This window comes from Lentzea sp. NPDC060358 (assembly GCF_042725365.1).
Lineage (GTDB): Bacteria > Actinomycetota > Actinomycetes > Mycobacteriales > Pseudonocardiaceae > Lentzea.
Genome location: NZ_JBHXCW010000092.1, coordinates 1 through 16,998, shown reverse-complemented (window position 1 = coordinate 16,998; position 16,998 = coordinate 1). Strand labels below are relative to the sequence as shown.

At 72.2% G+C, this 16,998-nt stretch carries 18 protein-coding genes and 1 pseudogene; 7 read left to right on the top strand and 12 right to left on the bottom strand.

The features are described 5' to 3' along the window. Positions 1–77: 77 nt before the first annotated feature. Positions 78–557 (bottom strand): annotated as a pseudogene (locus ACFWGZ_RS20655) (LysR family transcriptional regulator); the annotation flags it as partial. A gap of 180 nt (positions 558–737) precedes the next feature. Here ACFWGZ_RS20655 and ACFWGZ_RS20650 point away from each other — a divergent pair. Beyond that, positions 738–1,619 carry an amidohydrolase family protein gene (locus ACFWGZ_RS20650; RefSeq protein WP_382453160.1) on the top strand — a complete coding sequence of 294 codons (882 nt, stop codon included), beginning with the start codon at positions 738–740 and terminating at the stop codon, positions 1,617–1,619. A gap of 2 nt (positions 1,620–1,621) precedes the next feature. On the opposite strand, the gene ACFWGZ_RS20645 is transcribed toward ACFWGZ_RS20650, so the two are convergent. The 4 genes from ACFWGZ_RS20645 to ACFWGZ_RS20630 all read right to left on the bottom strand — a co-directional run bounded on the left by ACFWGZ_RS20645 (position 1,622) and on the right by ACFWGZ_RS20630 (position 4,531). Continuing rightward, complete coding sequence (locus ACFWGZ_RS20645; RefSeq protein ID WP_382453159.1) at positions 1,622–2,293, bottom strand: DUF4166 domain-containing protein; 672 nt, start codon at positions 2,291–2,293, stop codon at positions 1,622–1,624. Then, positions 2,290–2,988 (bottom strand): hypothetical protein, encoded by a 699-nt coding sequence (locus ACFWGZ_RS20640; protein ID WP_382453158.1) that lies wholly within the window; start codon positions 2,986–2,988, stop codon positions 2,290–2,292. Before ACFWGZ_RS20640 ends, ACFWGZ_RS20645 begins: the two co-directional genes overlap by 4 nt. 85 nt (positions 2,989–3,073) lie before the next feature. Beyond that, complete coding sequence (locus tag ACFWGZ_RS20635) at positions 3,074–3,709, bottom strand: TetR/AcrR family transcriptional regulator (RefSeq protein ID WP_382453157.1); 636 nt, start codon at positions 3,707–3,709, stop codon at positions 3,074–3,076. A 45-nt stretch (positions 3,710–3,754) separates the two neighbouring features. After that, positions 3,755–4,531, bottom strand: coding sequence for an SDR family NAD(P)-dependent oxidoreductase (locus ACFWGZ_RS20630; protein ID WP_382453156.1), 777 nt, complete (start codon positions 4,529–4,531; stop codon positions 3,755–3,757). A 91-nt stretch (positions 4,532–4,622) separates the two neighbouring features. Here ACFWGZ_RS20630 and ACFWGZ_RS20625 point away from each other — a divergent pair, with 91 nt between their 5' ends. Together ACFWGZ_RS20625 and ACFWGZ_RS20620 are read left to right on the top strand one after the other, a co-directional pair. After that, entirely contained in the window at positions 4,623–5,813 is a 1,191-nt protein-coding gene (locus tag ACFWGZ_RS20625; protein WP_382453155.1) for a PucR family transcriptional regulator, read from the top strand. A gap of 84 nt (positions 5,814–5,897) precedes the next feature. Next, the gene (locus ACFWGZ_RS20620; RefSeq protein ID WP_382453154.1) at positions 5,898–6,752 is read left to right on the top strand and encodes an alpha/beta fold hydrolase; all 855 of its coding nucleotides are present in this window, start codon (positions 5,898–5,900) and stop codon (positions 6,750–6,752) included. Here the strand turns inward: ACFWGZ_RS20620 and ACFWGZ_RS20615 are convergent. Both ACFWGZ_RS20615 and ACFWGZ_RS20610 read right to left on the bottom strand, forming a co-directional pair. Continuing rightward, complete coding sequence (locus ACFWGZ_RS20615) at positions 6,745–7,407, bottom strand: potassium channel family protein (RefSeq protein WP_382453153.1); 663 nt, start codon at positions 7,405–7,407, stop codon at positions 6,745–6,747. The genes ACFWGZ_RS20620 and ACFWGZ_RS20615 overlap by 8 nt on opposite strands. After that, a complete protein-coding gene (locus tag ACFWGZ_RS20610; protein ID WP_382453152.1) occupies positions 7,397–8,725 on the bottom strand; it encodes a TrkH family potassium uptake protein in 1,329 nt (442 codons plus the stop codon). Before ACFWGZ_RS20610 ends, ACFWGZ_RS20615 begins: the two co-directional genes overlap by 11 nt. Before the next feature lie 168 nt (positions 8,726–8,893). Here ACFWGZ_RS20610 and ACFWGZ_RS20605 point away from each other — a divergent pair, with 168 nt between their 5' ends. Beyond that, positions 8,894–9,376, top strand: a complete 483-nt coding sequence (locus ACFWGZ_RS20605) for a hypothetical protein (protein ID WP_382453151.1) — start codon at positions 8,894–8,896, stop codon at positions 9,374–9,376. Between the two features lie 3 nt (positions 9,377–9,379). Here ACFWGZ_RS20605 and ACFWGZ_RS20600 read toward each other — a convergent pair whose 3' ends face one another. Together ACFWGZ_RS20600 and ACFWGZ_RS20595 are read right to left on the bottom strand one after the other, a co-directional pair. Continuing rightward, positions 9,380–9,697 (bottom strand): DUF5984 family protein, encoded by a 318-nt coding sequence (locus tag ACFWGZ_RS20600; RefSeq protein WP_382453150.1) that lies wholly within the window; start codon positions 9,695–9,697, stop codon positions 9,380–9,382. A 266-nt stretch (positions 9,698–9,963) separates the two neighbouring features. Beyond that, positions 9,964–10,449: an SRPBCC domain-containing protein gene (locus ACFWGZ_RS20595; RefSeq protein ID WP_382453149.1), complete on the bottom strand. Its 486-nt coding sequence runs from the start codon at positions 10,447–10,449 to the stop codon at positions 9,964–9,966. Positions 10,450–10,523: 74 nt separating this feature from the next. Here ACFWGZ_RS20595 and ACFWGZ_RS20590 point away from each other — a divergent pair, with 74 nt between their 5' ends. Together ACFWGZ_RS20590 and ACFWGZ_RS20585 are read left to right on the top strand one after the other, a co-directional pair. Next, positions 10,524–11,201 (top strand): TetR family transcriptional regulator, encoded by a 678-nt coding sequence (locus ACFWGZ_RS20590; protein WP_382453148.1) that lies wholly within the window; start codon positions 10,524–10,526, stop codon positions 11,199–11,201. A 100-nt stretch (positions 11,202–11,301) separates the two neighbouring features. Beyond that, on the top strand, positions 11,302–11,985 hold the full coding sequence (locus ACFWGZ_RS20585) for an SAM-dependent methyltransferase (RefSeq protein WP_382453147.1): 684 nt from the start codon (positions 11,302–11,304) through the stop codon (positions 11,983–11,985). 71 nt (positions 11,986–12,056) lie between these two features. Here ACFWGZ_RS20585 and ACFWGZ_RS20580 read toward each other — a convergent pair whose 3' ends face one another. The 3 genes from ACFWGZ_RS20580 to ACFWGZ_RS20570 form a co-directional block, all read right to left on the bottom strand. Further along, entirely contained in the window at positions 12,057–12,674 is a 618-nt protein-coding gene (locus ACFWGZ_RS20580) for a TetR family transcriptional regulator (RefSeq protein WP_382453146.1), read from the bottom strand. Positions 12,675–12,811: 137 nt separating this feature from the next. Next, positions 12,812–14,722, bottom strand: coding sequence for an NACHT domain-containing protein (locus tag ACFWGZ_RS20575; RefSeq protein WP_382453145.1), 1,911 nt, complete (start codon positions 14,720–14,722; stop codon positions 12,812–12,814). Positions 14,723–14,816: 94 nt separating this feature from the next. Next, positions 14,817–16,469, bottom strand: coding sequence for a flavin-containing monooxygenase (locus ACFWGZ_RS20570; protein ID WP_382453144.1), 1,653 nt, complete (start codon positions 16,467–16,469; stop codon positions 14,817–14,819). Between the two features lie 93 nt (positions 16,470–16,562). Between ACFWGZ_RS20570 and ACFWGZ_RS20565 the strand changes: the two genes are divergently transcribed. Next, the coding region (locus ACFWGZ_RS20565) for an SDR family oxidoreductase (RefSeq protein ID WP_382453143.1) at positions 16,563–16,998 on the top strand (436 nt) is incomplete at its 3' end.

The window sequence follows — 16,998 nt, the reverse complement described above, 5'->3', positions numbered from 1 at the left end:
CCGGCCAGGCGGGGCACCTGTTCGGCGGCGATGTCGTCGAGGGTGACCGATCCCCGGCCGGCCAGGCGGTGGTCCGCCGCCACGGCGAGCACCCGCCGTTCCCCGAAGAGCACGGTCACGTCCAGCCCCTCCGCCGCGGGAAGCACGCGGGTCACCACGGCGTCCACGTCACCCCGGGAGAGAGCCGGGTGGACGTCCGGCCACTCCACGTACCGGCTCACGACCTCGCACTCCGGGTACCGGTGCCGGAGCTCGCGCACCGCCGCCGTCACGAAGAGGTTCGAGGTCCACCCGATCACGACCCGCCGCGGCTGCGTCGCGGCGCGCGCTTGCGCGACCGTGCGCGCCGCGAGGCCGAGCAGCGACCTCGCTCCGGGCAGGAACGCCCGGCCAGCCTCCGTGAGGTGGCTGCCCGTGGCGGTGCGGTCCAGCAGCCGGACGCCCAGCCGCCGTTCGAGCGCCCGGATCTGCCTGCTCAGCGAGGGCTGGGTGATGTGCAGCTCCTCGGCCGCCGAGCCGAACCGCCCGTGGTCGGCGACGACCGTGAAGTACCGCACCCACCGCAGATCGAGGTCGGCCGCTGTGAGTGGTTCGGACACCGCCTCAGGTTAGGCGAGCTGTCCTGCCGCCATGCCCGCACCGCATGTCCTGATGCGGAAGAGGCCTTGGACGCCGGTCGGCGGCAGGCGCGATCGTGGTCCCGGCAAGCCGATCAACAGGAAAAAGGGGCCAAGGCAGTGGAGATCCTCGATGCGCAGTTGCACCTCCCGAGCCCGAGGAGGACGTGGCCGCACGGTGACCAATCGCTGGACGACCTGCGGGGCGAGGTGCTCGTCGCTCAACTCGACGCCGCGGGCGTCGACACCGCGGTACTCGTGGGAAGTCCCCACATCGCACCGTCCTCGGCGTTCGAGGCGGTGGTCGCACGCCACCCGGACCGGTTCGCCGCGGTGCTGGAGCTCGACGAGACCGCGCCCGACATCGCGGAGCAGGTGGCCGGACTGCGCGGCACACCCGGCGTCGTGGGGTTGCGCGTGGTCACCGCCATGCCGCCCGCCAACGCCCACCGGCTGCGGGCAGGGGCGTACGACCGCCTTCTCACCGCCGCGGAACGCCATGGCGTCGCGGTGAGCATGCTCGCGACGGGTTACCTGGCCGGTGTGGCGGCCGTGGCACGGGCGCATCCCGCGCTGCCGCTGGTCGTCGACCACCTCGGCCTGCCGCAGCCGCCGTATCAGCCGGTCGCCGATCCGGCCTGGGGCGACCTCGGGCACCTGCTGGCGCTGGCCGAGTTCCCCACCGTGTCCGTGAAGCTCTCCGGAGCCCCGACGCTGTCCACGGCGGACTACCCGTACCCGGACGTCTGGCCGCACCTCGCCGCGGTGCTCGACGCGTTCGGCGTGGACCGCTGCCTGTGGGGCAGCGACCACCACCGGGTGCTGGGGCGGCTGCCCGGCCTGGCACCGCTGCCGGCGTACCCCGGTCGCCACTCCTACGCCCAGGCGCTGCACCACCTGCTCGACCGGGCCGATCTGTCCACGGCGGACAAGACCGCGTTGTTCGGCGGCACGGCGCGCCGCGTCCTGAACTGGCCGATCCGGCCCGCCGGCCGGGGATGACGTCAGACCCGCGCCTGTTCCCGGACCGGCCTGACCGCGTCCGGCACGGCACCGCCTTCGGGGAACGCGCACGTGAACGTGCCGTGGTAGCCGAAGAGCGGCCCGAACCGGTGGTTGGTGACCTCGACGGAGATGCGGAACCGGCCCAGGTCGTCGTCGTAGGACTCGCGGACCTCCGCCCGGCCCGTCACCAGGCCGGGGACGCGGAAGTGCAGCGGTCCCTCGTGGAAGCGCTGCTCGCCGCTGCGGATCACCAGCCCGCCGCCGTCGTCCACCGACAGGCGCAGGTCGACCGCGAGGTGCTGGTGCGTGCCCAGGTAGTCCACGACGCAGCCGCGCTCGGGGCTGTGGATCATCGTGGCGTCCCAGCGGCGGGGCCCGGTGAGGTCGAAGGTGCGGACGAACGTGACCGTCTCCCGGCCCAGCGAGTCGCGGTAGGCGTAGTTCTCGATGGTGAACGGGACGTCGCTCCCCTCGCCCGGCAGCAGGATGTGGCGCTGCGCGCCGAGCCGCAGGAACGGCCGGGTGAACCCGCGGCCGTGCCAGACCCGGTCCATCGTGCCGGTGCCGACGCACGCGACGCCGTCCGCGGAGGCGAAGCCGAACCGGCGGCGCAGCTGCGGGTGCAGGCGGTCGAAGTCGGCGCCGAGGGCGCGCTGGAAGATCGACGTCACGGGTGCTCCAGGGTCTGCAGGGTCGAGGGCGCCGTCGACGAACGGCGGTCGGGCGGGGTGCGCCTGCACCTGCGGGCGGCCGGGGTGGACGGCAGCGGCGGTGCGAGGAGGGCACCGGCGGTGACGGCCGCGGCGAGCGCGACCGGTGCGGCCCACCAGGCGAGGGCGCAGAAGGCGGCTCGCGTGCCCGCGTCGAGCAGTGCCCGCCGCAGCGACACCTCCGGCGGCACGCCGCGTTCGAGCCACAGGCGCAGCCGGTCGAACGACCACGCCGTGCCCCACCCCATCAGCGGGCGGACCAGCCGGTCCGGCAGCGCGCCCCAGCCGGGCCGGTAGTCGTAGCCGGTGAGGAACCGGACGCCGTCGCCCGTCGGCACGTACCGCCAGTAGCCCGCGCCCGACCGGATCGGCGACAGCGGGTGCGTGGAGCCGAAGCGCAGCGCCGACGTGCGCGAACCGTCGCGCGTGGTGCGCTCGCCGACGCTCACGCCGGTCCCGCCCACCTCCAGTCCCGGCAGGACCCGGACCGCGTACCGGAAGTGCTGCGCGGCGTCCGGATCCGTCTTCGGCAGGTGCTCGATCCTGCTGAAGCGGAGGTCCCACCGCTGGTGCAGGTGCGGCTCTTGCGTCCGCGTCCACAGCTCGTCGAGGTCGGCCCGGATCACCGTCTCCACGTAGAGCTTTCGTCGCGCCACGACACCTCCTCCGGTTTGAGCATCTGCTCAAACCGGAGGGTAGCCGGATTTGAGCAGATGCTCAAATGGATCGGGTGCGGGGCCGCTACCTGCTGTTCCTGGCCGTCTTGCGGAGCTTGGCGCGCAGCGCGCGGACCGCGATCGGCCCGAGGTCGTCGACCACCTCGATCAGCACAGCCAGCCGGTCGAGCGCGTCCAGCGCCGACTGCGCCCCGGCCGGGTCCACGCCCTCGTACAGCTCCAGCCCGACGAACCCGGCGCTCACCGCGCGGGCGAGCCCGGCCGTGTCGACCAGCTCCGCCACCGGCGAGCCGGCCAGCAACCTGGTCAGGGCCGCCTCGATCGGCGTGATCCACAGCTGCAGCGCCGCGGAGGTGGCCTCGGCCAGCGCGGGATCGGTCTGCGCGCCCGCCAGCAGCTGGGCGAGCACCATGACGTTGCCCCGCGCGCGTTCCTCGGTGTGCAGGGCGCGGCCGGCCGCGAGGAGCTGCCGCAGGTCGGTGACCTGCTCGAGGCGTTCGGCGAACGGCTCGACCCGCGACCGGGTGGCGGCGAGGCAGGCGGCCTGGAGCAGGTCGTGGACGGACCCGAAGTGGTAGAACACCAGCGCCTGGTTGACCCCCGCGGTCGCGGCGATGCTGCGTGCGGTGGTGCCGGTGAGCCCCTGGGTGCGGATGGTCTCGATCGCGCCGTCGATCAGGCGTTGTCGGGTGTCGGCCACGGCACCACCGTAGAGGCCGCCACTCCCGGTGACCGGCGGCGCCCGTCAGGCCGACCGGGCGGACAGGCCGCCGTCGACCGGCAGGCAGACCCCGTTGACGTAGGCGGCGCGGTCCGAGGCGAGGAACACGGAGGCGTTCGCGACGTCGTGCGGGGAACCCATCCGCCCGGTCGGGCTCGCGGCGTGGCGCGCGGCCGCGTCGGCCGTCACCTGACCGGCGGCCATCGGGGTGTCGATCAGGCCGGGCAGCACGGCGTTGGCGCGGAGCCCGGCGCGGGCGTGGGTCAGCGCGAGCGAGACCGTCAGCTGGTTCAGGCCCGCCTTCGCCGCGCTGTAGACCGGGTAGACGTAGCCGGTGTCGCGGATCGCGGCCAGCGACGACACGTTGACGATGGCACCGCGCCCGGCCGCGAGCATGTGCGGCACGGTGTAGCGGCAGGTGAGGTAGGCGCTGGTCAGGTTGACCGCGAGGCCGTGGTTCCAGGTGGCGAGGTCGGTCGCGGTGAGGTCGCCGAGGATCGACGCGCCGACGTTGTTGTGCAGCACGTGCGGCGGCCCGAAGGCCGCCACCACCGCCTCGACCGCGGCGGCGACGTCGGCCTCCACCGTCACGTCGGCGGTCACGGCCAGCGCGACTCCCCCGTCTGCGGTGATCTCCTTCGCGACGCGGCGGGCCTCGGCGGCGTCGCGGTCCACGGCGACGACCACCGCACCGGCGCGGGCGTAGGCCAGCGCGGCGGCCTCGCCGTTGCTCAGCCCCCGCCCGCTGGAGCCCGCCCCGAACACGACCACGACCCGGCCGTCCAGCTCCCGTTCGCCCATCCGCCGACGATGACACCGCCCCGTGCCCCCGGCCCACCGTCCACCGACTAGAAAGCGCGGCGCCCGATGCTCCGATTGTAGAATCCGGCGCATGACGAGCAGGGCCGTGTCCGGCTTGATCGACGGCCTCGCCGCGGAGCTGTCGCGGTCGGTCGTGGTGAACGACCCCGCCATGCAGATGCTCTACGCGAGCCCGCACTACGGCGACGAGGACCCGGTGCGCATCCGCGCCGTGCTGGACCACGTCGCCCAGCCCGCCGCCCGCGGCCACGTGCTGGCGCAGGGCGTCTCGACCTGGACCAGGACCGGCCTGATCCCCGCCAACGAGGCGATCGGCATGCACGCCAGGGTGTGCGTGCCGGTCCGCTGGGAGGGCGCGTTGCTGGGCCTGCTGATGGTGATGGACGCCGACCAGTCCATGACCACCGCCGAGCTCGGCCGGGTCAACGAGTCCGCCCGCGAGCTGGCACTGCTGCTGCACGACGAGACCACGGCGTCGGCAGAGGACACCGACGACCAGCTCGTGCTCGACCTGGTGGCCTCCGACCCGTCCGCCCGCCGCACCGCCCGCCAGGCCCTGCACGCGAGCGGCCGCGCGGGCCGGTTCACCACGGTCACCGCCGTCGAGATCGCGGTGGCCGGTGCCACCACCACGACGACCGCCCACGTCGAAGTCGCGCTCCGCCAGGCGCTGTCCGGTTCCCGGCGCCCCGCCGGCCGGCTGGTCTCCGTGACGGGCGACCGCGCCGTGGTGCTGCTGGACTCACCGCAGGCGCTGCCGGAGCGGATCGCCGATGTACTGGACCGCGTCCACGAGTTCGCCCTGGGCCACTTCCGCTGCGTGGCGGGCATCGGCAGCACCGGGGAAGGCCTCGACCACGCCGGCACCTCGCTGCACCGGGCGGGCCTGGCCCGCCGCGCGGCCGCCCTGGGCCTGCACGGACCGGTGGCGGCCTGGGAGGACCTCGGCGCCCTGGGCCCGCTGCTGTCCATTCCGGACTCCGCCCTGACCGAAGCGCTGCTGCCCCACGAGTTCCACCGGCTGCGCGCGGCCGACAGCCAGCTGGCCGAGACCGTGCGCGTGTACCTCGACACCGCGGGCAACGGTCCCCTGGCCGCGGAACGGCTCCACGTCCACCGGACCACGCTCTACTACCGGCTGGGCAGGCTCCGCGACCTCACCGGTCTGGACGTCGTGGGCGACGGAGGCACGAGACTCGCCCTGCACGCGGGCCTCGTCCTGGCCGACGTCATTCGACAATCGGAGCAACCCTCGACCTGAACTCTCGTCGCCCGGCGGTGGTGGCCCGGACGGCACCGGCCCGACACTGCACCCCAGCCGGGCCGACTCGACGAGGAGATCGCCATGCCCACGCTCCGCACCAACGACGGCGTCACGCTGACCTACCAGGACTCCGGCGGCCCGGCCGACGCGGTGCCCCTGGTGATGCTGCACGGCTGGGGCCAGACCCAGGCGATGTTCCGCCACCAGCTGCACGGCCTGCCGGACCGCCGCGTGATCACCCTCGACCAGCGCGGCCACGGCCTCTCGGACAAACCGCACCACGGCTACCGCATCGCCCGCCTGGCCCAGGACTTCGCCGACCTGCTCGACCACCTGGGCCTGGACCGGGTCGACGCCCTCGGCTGGTCGATGGGCGCCTCCGTGCTGTGGAGCCACGTCGACACCCGCGGCACCACCCGCCTGCGCACCCTCGTGGTCGTCGACCAGCCGGCCGCCGTGGCCGCCGTCCCCTGGATGTCGGCGGCCGAGCAGGCGGAGTCGGGCGCGATCTTCGACGTGGGCGGCCTGCTGGCCCTCAACGGCGACCTGCACGGCCCCGACGGCGCGACCGTCCGGGAGGCCTTCGTCCGCTCGATGTTCTCCGGCGACACCGCCCCGGAGATCTGGGACTTCGTCGCCTGGGAGATCACCGCCACGCCCGCCTACGCGGCCGTCCCCCTGCTCTTCGACCACTGCGCCCAGGACTGGCGCGACGTGCTCCCCCGCATCGACGTGCCCACCCTGGTCCTCGGCTGCGACGGCAGCCACGTCAGCCCGGAGTCCCAGCGCTACATCGCCGACCGGGTCCCCGGCGCCGAACTGCACGTCTTCCCGGTCACCGAGGCCAGCTCGCACTTCGTGTTCCTGGAGAACCCGGCGGCGTTCAACACGGTCCTGGAGAAGTTCCTCGGCCGAGCGCCCGCCACGGTCAGGTGAGGTCCGCGAGCCGCTCCACCTCGGCCGTCCGGCCGGCCGCGATCAGGACGTCGCCGGCCTGGACGACCGTCTCCGCGGTGGCGTAGGTGAAGCCCTCGCCGGGGCGCTTCACCCCGACGACGGTCACGCCGTACTTCTGCCGCAGCTTGCTCTGCCCCAGCGTCTGGCCGACGGCCTCCCGCGGCGCCCGCGTCTTGACCATGGCGTAGTCGTCCTCGAACTCGATGAAGTCGAGCATGCGGCCGGTCACGAGGTGCGCGACGCGTTCGCCCATCTCGTGCTCCGGCAGGACGACGTGGTGGGCGCCGATGCGTTCGAGGATGCGGCCGTGCTCGCGGCTGATCGCCTTCGCCCAGATCGTCGAGATGCCGAAGTCGACCAGGACCGCGGTGGTCAGGATGCTCGTCTCCAGGTTCGTGCCGATGCAGACCGCGGCGCGCTGGAACTCGTCCACGCCGAGCTGCCGCATCACCTCGGCGTCGGTGCTGTCGGCGACGACGGTGTGCGTGAGGTCGTCGGCGTGCCGCTGCACGAGCTTCGGGTCTTGGTCGATCGCCATGACCTCGGTGCCCTGGCTGACCAGTTCGAGCGCGAGCGAGCTGCCGAACCGCCCGAGGCCGATCACGACGACGCGGCTGGCCTGCTTATCCGACAACGGGACGCTCCTCGGGTAGTTCGTAACGGCGACTGCGTTCGCGCAGCGCCAAAGCGGAGACCAGCGTGATCGGACCCAGCCGGCCGATGAACATCAGAGCCATCATCACGACCTGGCCCACCACCGGCAGCTGCGCTGTGATGCCGGTGGACATGCCGACGCCGCCGAAGGCCGACGCGGCCTCGAACAGCACGTCGTCCAGCCGGAACGACGACGTGGCGAGCATGACGAGGGTGCCGGTCATGACGGCCCCGACCCCCATCAGCGCCACCGTGACGGCCTGGCGCTGCACGTCGTTGCCGAGCCGGCGCCCCATCGCGTGCACGCTGGGTTCGGCACGCACCTCCGCGAGCAGCACGAACGCGAGCAACGCGAACGTCGTCACCTTGATGCCGCCGGTGGTGCCCGCGCTACCGCCGCCGATGAACATCAACATGTCGTTCACCAGCAACGTCGCGGGCTGGAACTGCGAGACGTCGAGGCTGTTGAACCCCGCCGTACCCGGCTGCGCGCCGTGAAAGAAGCTGATCAGCACCTTCTCCCCCACCCCGTACGGCCCGAGCGTGCCGGCCCGCGCCCACTCGACGACGAGCACGAACACCGCGCCGAACGCCATCAGCGACAGGTAGACCGGCACGGTGATCCGGGTGTGCAACGACCACCGCTTGCGCCGCCGGCCCCGCAACACCTCGAACAACACCGGGAACCCCAGCCCGCCGATCACCCCCAGCAGGACGATCGTCACCACCACCCACGGATCGGTGGCGAACCGCGTCAGGCTGTCCGGGTAGATCGACACGCCGACGCTGTTGAACGCCGACACCGAGTGGAACAACCCGGAGTAGAAGGCCCGCCCGGGGGTGTAGTCGTGCCCGAGCCACAACCGCAGCCCCAGCGCGACCGTGCCGGCCGCCTCGACGACCAGGCTGATCGCGACGACACCCAGCGCGACCCGGCGGACCTGCCCCAGGTTCAGCGTGTTCGTCTCGGTCTTGACGGTGAGCTGCAGCTGCAGCCCGATGCGGTTGGAGATCATCAGCGCCAGCAGCGCCGTGAGCGTCATGATCCCGAAGCCGCCGACCTGGGCGAGCGCGAGCAGCAGGACCTCGCCGAAGGTGGACCAGTGCGTGCCGGTGTCCACAACGGACAGCCCGGTCCCGGTCAGGCCGGAGACGGCGGTGAACAACGCCGTCATGAACGACGTCGTCCTGCCAGGCTCGGCCGCCACCGGCAGCAGGAACAGCGACGTGCCCACGGTGACGGCGACCGCGAACGCGAGCACCACCAGGCGGCCAGGGTGGCGCCGACCATTGATCACCGGCGCACTGTAACCACCTCGGCCGGACAAATCAGGCACCCCGGCGTGTCGTTCCAGGCTGAGCGAGGCCCCACCCGGTGGACCGGTCGGAGCGCGGGGCGAGAATCGTGCACCACGCGGGTCGGACCGCGGACCGGGAACCACCCCGGACAACCCGAGGGAGTGCCGGTGAGCTTCACCAGGTTGACCGCCGTGGTGCTGTGCGCGGTGCTGACCGCGGGCTGCCAGTCGGTGTGGAACGCGGGAACGACCGTGCGCACCACCGAAACCGCCGGCAAGTCCGGCACGGGCGAGCTGCAAACCGACCTCGAGCCGCTCACCAAGCGGTTCGCGGCTCTGGGCACCCCGGAGCAGGCCCGCTGGATGTCGGGCACCTTCGGCTCCGGCCGCGCGCCGGGCCCGTCGACCTACTGGATCGACGCCGTGATCACGCTGCCGGCGAGCAAGGTCGACGAGCTCCAGTCCGCGTACGACCCCGAGCCCGCGGGCAAGACGCCGGACGTCGTCGACGGCCTGCGCGGTGAGCTGCCCGGCGGCAGCTTCCTCACCGGCGACCGGCTCGACCAGGCCTTCGCCGCCGACCAGTGGCTCGCCAAGGCCTACCTCGTGCCGGACGACCGCGTGCTCGTGCTCGTCGCCACCGGGAGCTGACGCTCACGGCACGCGTCCCGGCGGCTGCCGAACATCCGGAGTCCACGTCGGGAAGATCCGCGCGGCGCCTTCGCGAACGGCTGTCCAGTCCGTGGCGGGTACGCGCCGCATCGCGGCCCGCAGGGAGCCGGAACGCTGCCGGTGTTCGCGGTGGAGCTGCTCGAGGTCCAGCCGGATGTCCGCGGCCAGGCCGCCCGCCTCGACCTCCGCGATGCGCTGGTCCATCGCGGCGATCAGTTCCCGGTCGAACTCCTCCACGGCGCGCAGGAACATCTCGGTGGGAACAGATGCCCGTCCCTGCCTCGGGCAGGGCGCAATCACTTGCGTCCCCGTTGCGGTGCCGCCAGTCGACCGTGACCGTGTCCTGGTCGGCGACCGACCGCCACCACAGGATGTGCGGGGCGGCGGCGAGATAGCTCGTGTACCAGTGCAGAGTGCCGTCACCCCAGGGCTCCACCTCGGCCAGCGGTCTGAGGCGGAAGCGAAAACGGATCACGCGCGCAGTGTGCTCATGGCCGTGCGCAACTGTCGAACACGTTGCCTCCAGCCGCGCCCAGCAGTGACAAGCGCGGTCTGAGCGAGGACGTTCATCGGGAGCCCGTCAGCCGCAAGGGCGCGTCTGGCAGCAGTGCGCCGGTCTCGTCCAGTTCGGCGAGCAGGGCCGGCACGCCGGTGGTGAGCATCTTGGCCCGGACCGAGCCGAGCAGCTTGGCCATGGCGAAACCGCCGATGCCCGCGAAACCCGTGTGGTGGTAGGTGAAACGAGTACCGTCGGCCGTGGGTTCGAGCCGGTAGCGGACGTGGCTCGGCGTCTCGCCCTCCGCGCCTGTCCAGGTGTAGTGCAGCAGTTCCCGCTCGCGGACCTCCAGCACCTCGCAGTCGACGATCCCACGCCAGCCGGGCATCGGCTTGGCGACGAACTGGAACCTGGTGCCGGCCACCGGTTCGAACCCGACGGCGCGGGCCCCCTTGCCGGTCGAGGTCCAGTACGGGATCAGGTCCGGGTCGGTCATGGCCCGCCAGACCTTCAGGGGTGAGTGCGGGTAGTCGCGGACGAGGTGGATCTCGGACACCACGATCTCCTAGCTTCAGTTGCTGTAAAATTACAGTAGCAGTATTTTTCATGCGGCTGAAGTAGGATGACCGCATGCCGACAGCGGAGACCGGCCGTCCGGTCGCAGAGGGGTTGCGCGAGCGCAAGAAGCGCGCGATGCGCGCGCAGCTGTCCGACACCGCCGCGCGGATGTTCCTCGAGCACGGCTTCGACGCCGTGCGGGTGGCCGACGTCGGCGAAGCGTGCGGGGTGTCCGAGAAGACCGTCTTCAACTACTTCCCGAGCAAGGAAGCGCTGCTGCTGGACCGGCTCGAGGCGATGGCCGACGCGTTGCGCACCCACCTGCCGGACCCGGCGCTGACCCCGGTCGAGGCGATGCTGGCGATCCTCGACCGCGAACGGGACGGCCTCGCCACGGCTCTCGCCGCCGACGACGACCCCGACCGCGCACTGGCTCGGTACCGGCGGTTCGGCGACCTGATCCGGAGCACCCCGTCCCTGCGGGCGCACCAGAGCGACACCGCCGACCGGTTCGTCGACATCGCCGCCGAAGCGCTCGCCGGCCGCAGCGGGCTGCGTCCCGACGACCCCGAGCCGCAGATCGCCGCGGCGACGCTCCTCGGCCTGTGGCGGGTCCAGTTCCGCGCCCTGCGGACCCACGTGCGCCCCGGCCACCCCCTGCCGGACGCGATCGACGCCGTGGCCCGCGAGGTCCGCCGCGCCGCCCGCCTGGCCGAAGCGGGACTGGCGACGTTCCCCGGACCCCGCTGACCACGACCTTCTGCTAGACACGGCGCTCGTGGAACGACACGAACTCGCCGCTCTCGCGCACGCAGACCACCCGATTTCGGCTCCACTGAGCGACAGCACGGTGGAGCACCTCCTCCGCCGGGCCGTTCGCGGGACCCACGACCACCTGCTCGACCTGGGCTGCGGCGACGGCACCTGGTTGCTGCGCGCGCTCCAGGCGCACGACGGCACCACGGCTGTCGGGGTCGACATCTCGGGTGCGGGCTTCGACCACGTCCTCGGCGAGGCCGCCCGGCTCGGCCTGGCCGATCGGCTGGAACTGCGCCGCCAGGACGTCGCCGGGTACCGCTCGGACAGGAAGGCGGACCTGGTGCTCAGCGTGGGGGCCGCCTACGCGTTCGGCGGGCTGCTCCCGACGTTGACCGCCGCACGCGAGCACCTCGCCGACGACGGGATGCTCCTGCTCGGCGACTGCTTCTGGGAACGCGAGCCCGACCCCGCCGTCCGCGCGGAGATGGAGAACGGGCCGCAGACCTACGCCGACCTCCCGACCACCGTGGCCCAGGTCGTCGCCGACGGGTGGACGCCCGTCTACGGCTACATCAGCACCATCGCGGAGTGGGACGAGTACGAGTGGTGCTGGACCGGCACACTCGCCCGGTGGGGACTCGACAACCCCGGGCACCCCGACAGCGACCGGGCCCTGCGGATGTCGGCGGACCACCGCGCCGGCTGGCTGGGCGGCTACCGCGGGTTCCTCGGGTTCGTCGTCCTCCTGCTGCGGCGCACCCCTCCCCCGGCATAGCCCTGCCCCGACGTAGCCCACACTGCCGCTCCGGTGACAACGGCCGTCATCCGGGCGCGTGCGGACAGGCGCTAGCGCCAGACGTCGTCCAGGTTCCGGTCGAACATCGTCACGGCCGACGTGAGTGCGGCTTCGAGGTCGACGGACTCCGGGTCGAGCAGGACCTGCAGGTGGATTCCCAGGAGCACGCCGTTGAGCGCCACCGCGGCGGCGCGTTCCCGGCCGGCCGCCGCGACGGGGTCCACGTGCGCCGGGCGCCGCCGCACCAGCAGGGCCTCGACGCCTTCGCGCCTCCTGGCGAGGAAGTCGCGGTGGTGCCGGCGCACCTCGCTGCGGGCACTCAGAACGTGGACGAGCACTTCCAGCACCAGCGCCGAGTCGCCGTGCTCCAGCAGCGCGGAGATCCGGCCGGCGAGCGGGGACGCGGCCGGCTGGTGATCGGCGGCCCGGAGGCGGCCGGCCGCGCGTTCCGCGACAGCCATGGCGAGACCGTCCTTGTCCTTGAAGTGCAGGAGGATCGCGCCGCGACCGGTTCTGGCGCGCTCCGCGACGTCCCTGAGCGACGTGCGTGCGAAGCCCCGTTCGGTGAAGAGGTCCTCGGCCGCGTCCAGGATGCCACGGCGACTCCCTTCGCCGCGCAGGACTGTGCGCGGGGCGTCGTTCTCGTCGAAGTCGGCCATCAGCTTCATCGCCGCGCCGGTGCGCTCCGCGGGTTTCGCATGCCCGTCACCATCGCGACGACGTGTCGAGAACCCGAGTAGATGATGTTCAGGTTCCTTCGCGGCCCCTCGTCTGCTCCCGCGGCACGAGGCGTCCCCCGCCGGGTTCAGCGCAGGTCGGCCGCGGCGGCCAGTCGTTCTCGCAGACGCAGGTGCCGGAACTGGTAGACGTTGCCCGCCTGCCGCAGCACGCCGAGGGCGTGGGCGTCGTCGAGGAACCGCATGAGCCGCCAGGGCAGCTTCCCGCAGGCGGCGAACCACCAGCGGGCCAGCACGAACCACACCCACGGGCTCGTCGGCATCGTGAACAGCCCGGCGACCGCGCCGACCGCCAGGGCGACCGGCGTGGTCCATGTCGTGTCCAGGGTCGCGATGACGACGGCCGGAGCCATCAGGACAGCCAGGACCGCGAACGTCTGGAGGACGACCGCACGGTCCTCGGCCATGGTGACCCGGGGAGTTCGCACCTCGGTGTCCACCGGGATCGTGCGGGTCGACCGCACCACGAGGGTGGCGAGCGCCGCCGCGCCCGCGGTGACGGCACCGGCGACGGGTCCGACGACCACCGCCGTGACCGCTCCCATGCCGGCGGCCCCGAGGACGTTGCGCCAGATGTCCGGCGACCACGCCGATCTGGACCAGCGGAAGCGGACCTGGATCAGCGCCGGTGCGTTCGGCCTGCGCCAGAACGCCATGACCATGACCGTGAGGGCCAGTGCGGAGCAGAACGTCGCGCCCGTGCGGAGACCGACCGCGAACGCCGCGAGCGGGAGCACGGCGAGGATGGTGAGCACCGCGAACGCGGCTCCGAAGAACACCCGCGGCACCTGCCGTTCCAGCCGCCACCAGGCGATGTCGCCGGTACCCTCGCGCGCCGTCGTCGCGGCGAGCTCGCGCAGCCAGCGGTCCGCGGGCTTGCCGTGCCAGCGTGCCGCGACCGGGTGCCGGGAGGGGCGGTGCGGGAAGGCCAGCGACACGACACCGTCGAGCAGGTGGTCCTCGATCGCGGCGCGCGAGGCGAACTCGGGCCGGAGCAGCCGCGCCGGGTCTGCCGCGGTGTCGCTGTAGCCGCAGCGGGCGAGCGAAATCATCAGCGGGTTGGCGAACACCTCCCGCAACGGGTCGTTCCGGGGGCGCTGCGCCAGGGCGGTGAAGAAGTCCTGCCACTTGCGGGTGCCGGGCGCGGTGCGCTCCAGGTACTGCCTCGTGGTGTCCAGCGGCACCGGCACCAGCAGCACCACCGGCGCACCGGCGAGCCGGGCACCGGACGCACACACCTGCCGGTACTCCTCGAGCCGGCATGTGAGCACGAACGGGTGGTCGTCGGACAGGCTGTCGTTGAGTCCGCCGATCGCCGCCACGCGCCGAGCGGGCGGCATCATCTCGTCGAGGCCGTCGAACACGGGAACGATCAGCCGCGAGGAGACGAGTTCGTATGCCGCGCTGCGGCTGTTCGCGGTGTGCTGACGCAGCAACGGGTAAGCGCGTTCCAAGTGTTCTTCGAGCCAGGTCATGAGATTGTCGGCGAGGGGGTTCCACGAAGCGATGTCGACGAGAACGGGCACCGGGGAGCCCGGCGCCCGGTTCCTGATGATCTCCACGAGCAGGTTGAGCGCCAGCGCGGTCTTGCCCGCTCCCGGCTCGCCCACCACGGCCAGCCGGCCACGGCCTTCCGCCGCGCCGGGAACCGCGTGCCACAACCGCAGCACGTCGTCGTAGCTGCCGCGGAGGTCGGCCGCGTCCGGCCGGCCCGGATCGCGGTGGATGTTGCGCCAGTCGTCGACGACGTCGTCGCCCGCCGCCACGAGGCGCACCGGCAGCGGTGGTTGCGGCACGAGCAGGCGCCGGTGCTTCATCTCCTCCAGCCACTGCCGCCGCACCAGGCCGGCCAGCAACTCCAGGACGGACACCGGTTCCGGGCCGACCACCTGGTGGACGTGCACGTCCCCCTGCACCGTGTCCGCCTGCACCACGGAGCCGATCACCCAGCGCGCGATGTTGCGGCGTCCCTCCGACATGGTCGTATGGTGCCAACCAGCCAACGCCGACGTGGGCACACCGGCCCGGCACGCCCTGATCGGCGCAATTTCCACACCGCGTGTGCCGCAAGGCTCACGGCGCCGTGCGGAGCTCGAAACTCGGGTAGCCGCCGTCGATCTCCTCCTGCAGCCGCCGCCGGTACCGGGGAGCGCCGCCCAGGTACACCATCACGCGCGGGTTGTCGTCGCGGTCGAGGTTCATGTTGTGCCCGTTGAACCACGACTTCGAGTGGGCCAGCAGCAGCTTGCTGTTGATCTCGCGCACGTGGTCGACCCAGGCGATCTCCGCCTCCCGCTTGCCCTCGACGCGGACGACACCGTTCGCCTCGATGTGGCGCACGGTCTCGGTCATCCAGTTGACGACGTCCTCGATGCCGCGCGGGAAGTTGGCGGTCGCGGAGCCGGACTGCGGGCCCACGAGCATGAAGAGGTTCGGGAAGTTCGTGACCTGGACGCCCACGCAGGTCTCGGGGCCGTCCTTCCACTGCTCCTTGAGCCGCACGCCGTCGACGCCGACGAAGTCGATGCGGTCGAACGGACCGGTGACCGCGTCGAAGCCGGTCGCGTAGACGATGACGTCGGCCCCGATGTCGCGCGTCTCGCCGCCGCCGAGGTCGAGGCGGACGCCCTCGGGGGTGACTTCGAGGATCGGGTGCGCCATCAGGTCGACGAGCTCGACGTTGTCCTGGTTGAACACCTCGTAGAAACCGGACTCCCCCGCCACCCGCTTGTTGCCGAAGCCGTGGTCCTTGGGGATGAGCAGTTCGGCGACCTCCGGGGAGGTGACGCGCTGCCGGATCCGGTCGGCGACGAACTCGGACAGCTCGCGGTTGGGCCCCGCCTCCATCATCGTGTCGCGGTAGTTGCCCATGTAGAGCGCGGCGCCGTGACCGTTGTCGTACAGGTCGTTCCAGTGCCGCAGGCGTTCCTCGCGGGTGACGTCGGTCGACAGCGTGCGGTCGGGGCGGTGCACGAAGCCGGCCGGGGTTTCCCTGCACCACGCGAAGATGTCGTCGTACGACGCGCGCAGCCGCGCCATCTCCTCCGGCGTGATGAGCGCGTTGCCCAGTGGCGCGCACCAGTTGGCGTCGCGCTGGAGCACGGTCAGCTGCTCGACCCTGTCCGCCACGTCCGTGATGACCTGCACCCCGCTGGCACCGGTGCCGATGACGACCACGCGCTTGCCGGTGACGTCGAGGTCCTCCGGCCAGTCGAACGTGTGGGTCTCCACGCCGCGGAACGTGCCGCGGCCGGGGACTCGCGGGTAGGTGGGCACGGACAGCAGTCCCATGGCGCACAACACGAAGCGGGCCCGGAGCTGGGCGCCGTCCGCCATCGTCACGAGCCAGTGCAGGCCCTCCTCGACCCACTCGGCCCGCTCGACCATCGTGTTGAGGCTGATGTGCGGGCGCAGGCCGAACCGGTCCGCCACGTGCTCCAGGTAGGACAGCGTCTCCGGCTGCGGCGCGAAGCGCTCCTTCCAGTCCCACTCGTCGAGCAGCTCGCGGGAGAACGAGTACTGGTAGGTGTAGGACTCCGAGTCGAACCGGCAGCCCGGGTAGCGGTTGTTGAACCACGTCCCGCCGAGGCCCGCGTTCGCGTCGACGACCCGCACCGACACCCCGAGCTCCAGCAGCTGGTGCAGCTGGTAGAGCCCGCAGACGCCGGCACCGATGATCAGGTAGTCGAGATCCGGTATCGGCTGGCGCTCTGTCTGGCTCGTCATGGTCAGGGCTCCTCGCTCGTGTCGCACCTCTTCCGTCGCCGGGAGGCCGTCCGTAATGTATCAAGCACTTGCTTGATTTTGTAGGGAGGAACGGTGGATCTTCTGCTGACGGGACGCGTCGCCGTCGTCACCGGTGCGAGCGCCGGAATCGGCCGTGCCACCGCACTCGCGCTCGCGGCGGAGGGCGCCCGCGTGGTGCTGGTCGCCCGCCGACGCGCACTCCTCGACGAGGTCGCCGCCGAGATGGCGGTGCGGCCGCTGGTGGTCGAGGCCGACCTGACCGACCCGGTGGCCGCCCGACACATCGCCGGTGCGGTCACCGAGGAGCACGGCAGGGCCGACGTGCTCGTCAACGTCGCCGGGGCGGCCGAACGGCCCGGTGACGTGCTCACCGAAGCGTTGTGGCAGCGGCAGTTCGAGCTGAACTTCCACGCCAAGCGCCGTCTCACCGAGGCCCTGCTGCCGATGCTGCGCGCCGGCGGGCAGGGCCGTGTCGTGAACTTCGTCGGTCTCCTCGAACCCGTTGCCG

Bases quoted from the DNA above. Each gene is read 5' to 3' on its own strand.
- ACFWGZ_RS20630 (WP_382453156.1), bottom strand. From the start codon at position 4,531: ATGGGCGAACGGGAGCTGGACGGCCGGGTCGTGGTCGTGTTCGGGGCG.
- ACFWGZ_RS20625 (WP_382453155.1), top strand. From the start codon at position 4,623: ATGACGAGCAGGGCCGTGTCCGGCTTGATCGACGGCCTCGCCGCGGAG.
- ACFWGZ_RS20620 (WP_382453154.1), top strand. From the start codon at position 5,898: ATGCCCACGCTCCGCACCAACGACGGCGTCACGCTGACCTACCAGGAC.
- ACFWGZ_RS20590 (WP_382453148.1), top strand. From the start codon at position 10,524: ATGCCGACAGCGGAGACCGGCCGTCCGGTCGCAGAGGGGTTGCGCGAG.
- ACFWGZ_RS20580 (WP_382453146.1), bottom strand. From the start codon at position 12,674: ATGAAGCTGATGGCCGACTTCGACGAGAACGACGCCCCGCGCACAGTC.
- ACFWGZ_RS20575 (WP_382453145.1), bottom strand. From the start codon at position 14,722: ATGTCGGAGGGACGCCGCAACATCGCGCGCTGGGTGATCGGCTCCGTG.
- ACFWGZ_RS20570 (WP_382453144.1), bottom strand. From the start codon at position 16,469: ATGACGAGCCAGACAGAGCGCCAGCCGATACCGGATCTCGACTACCTG.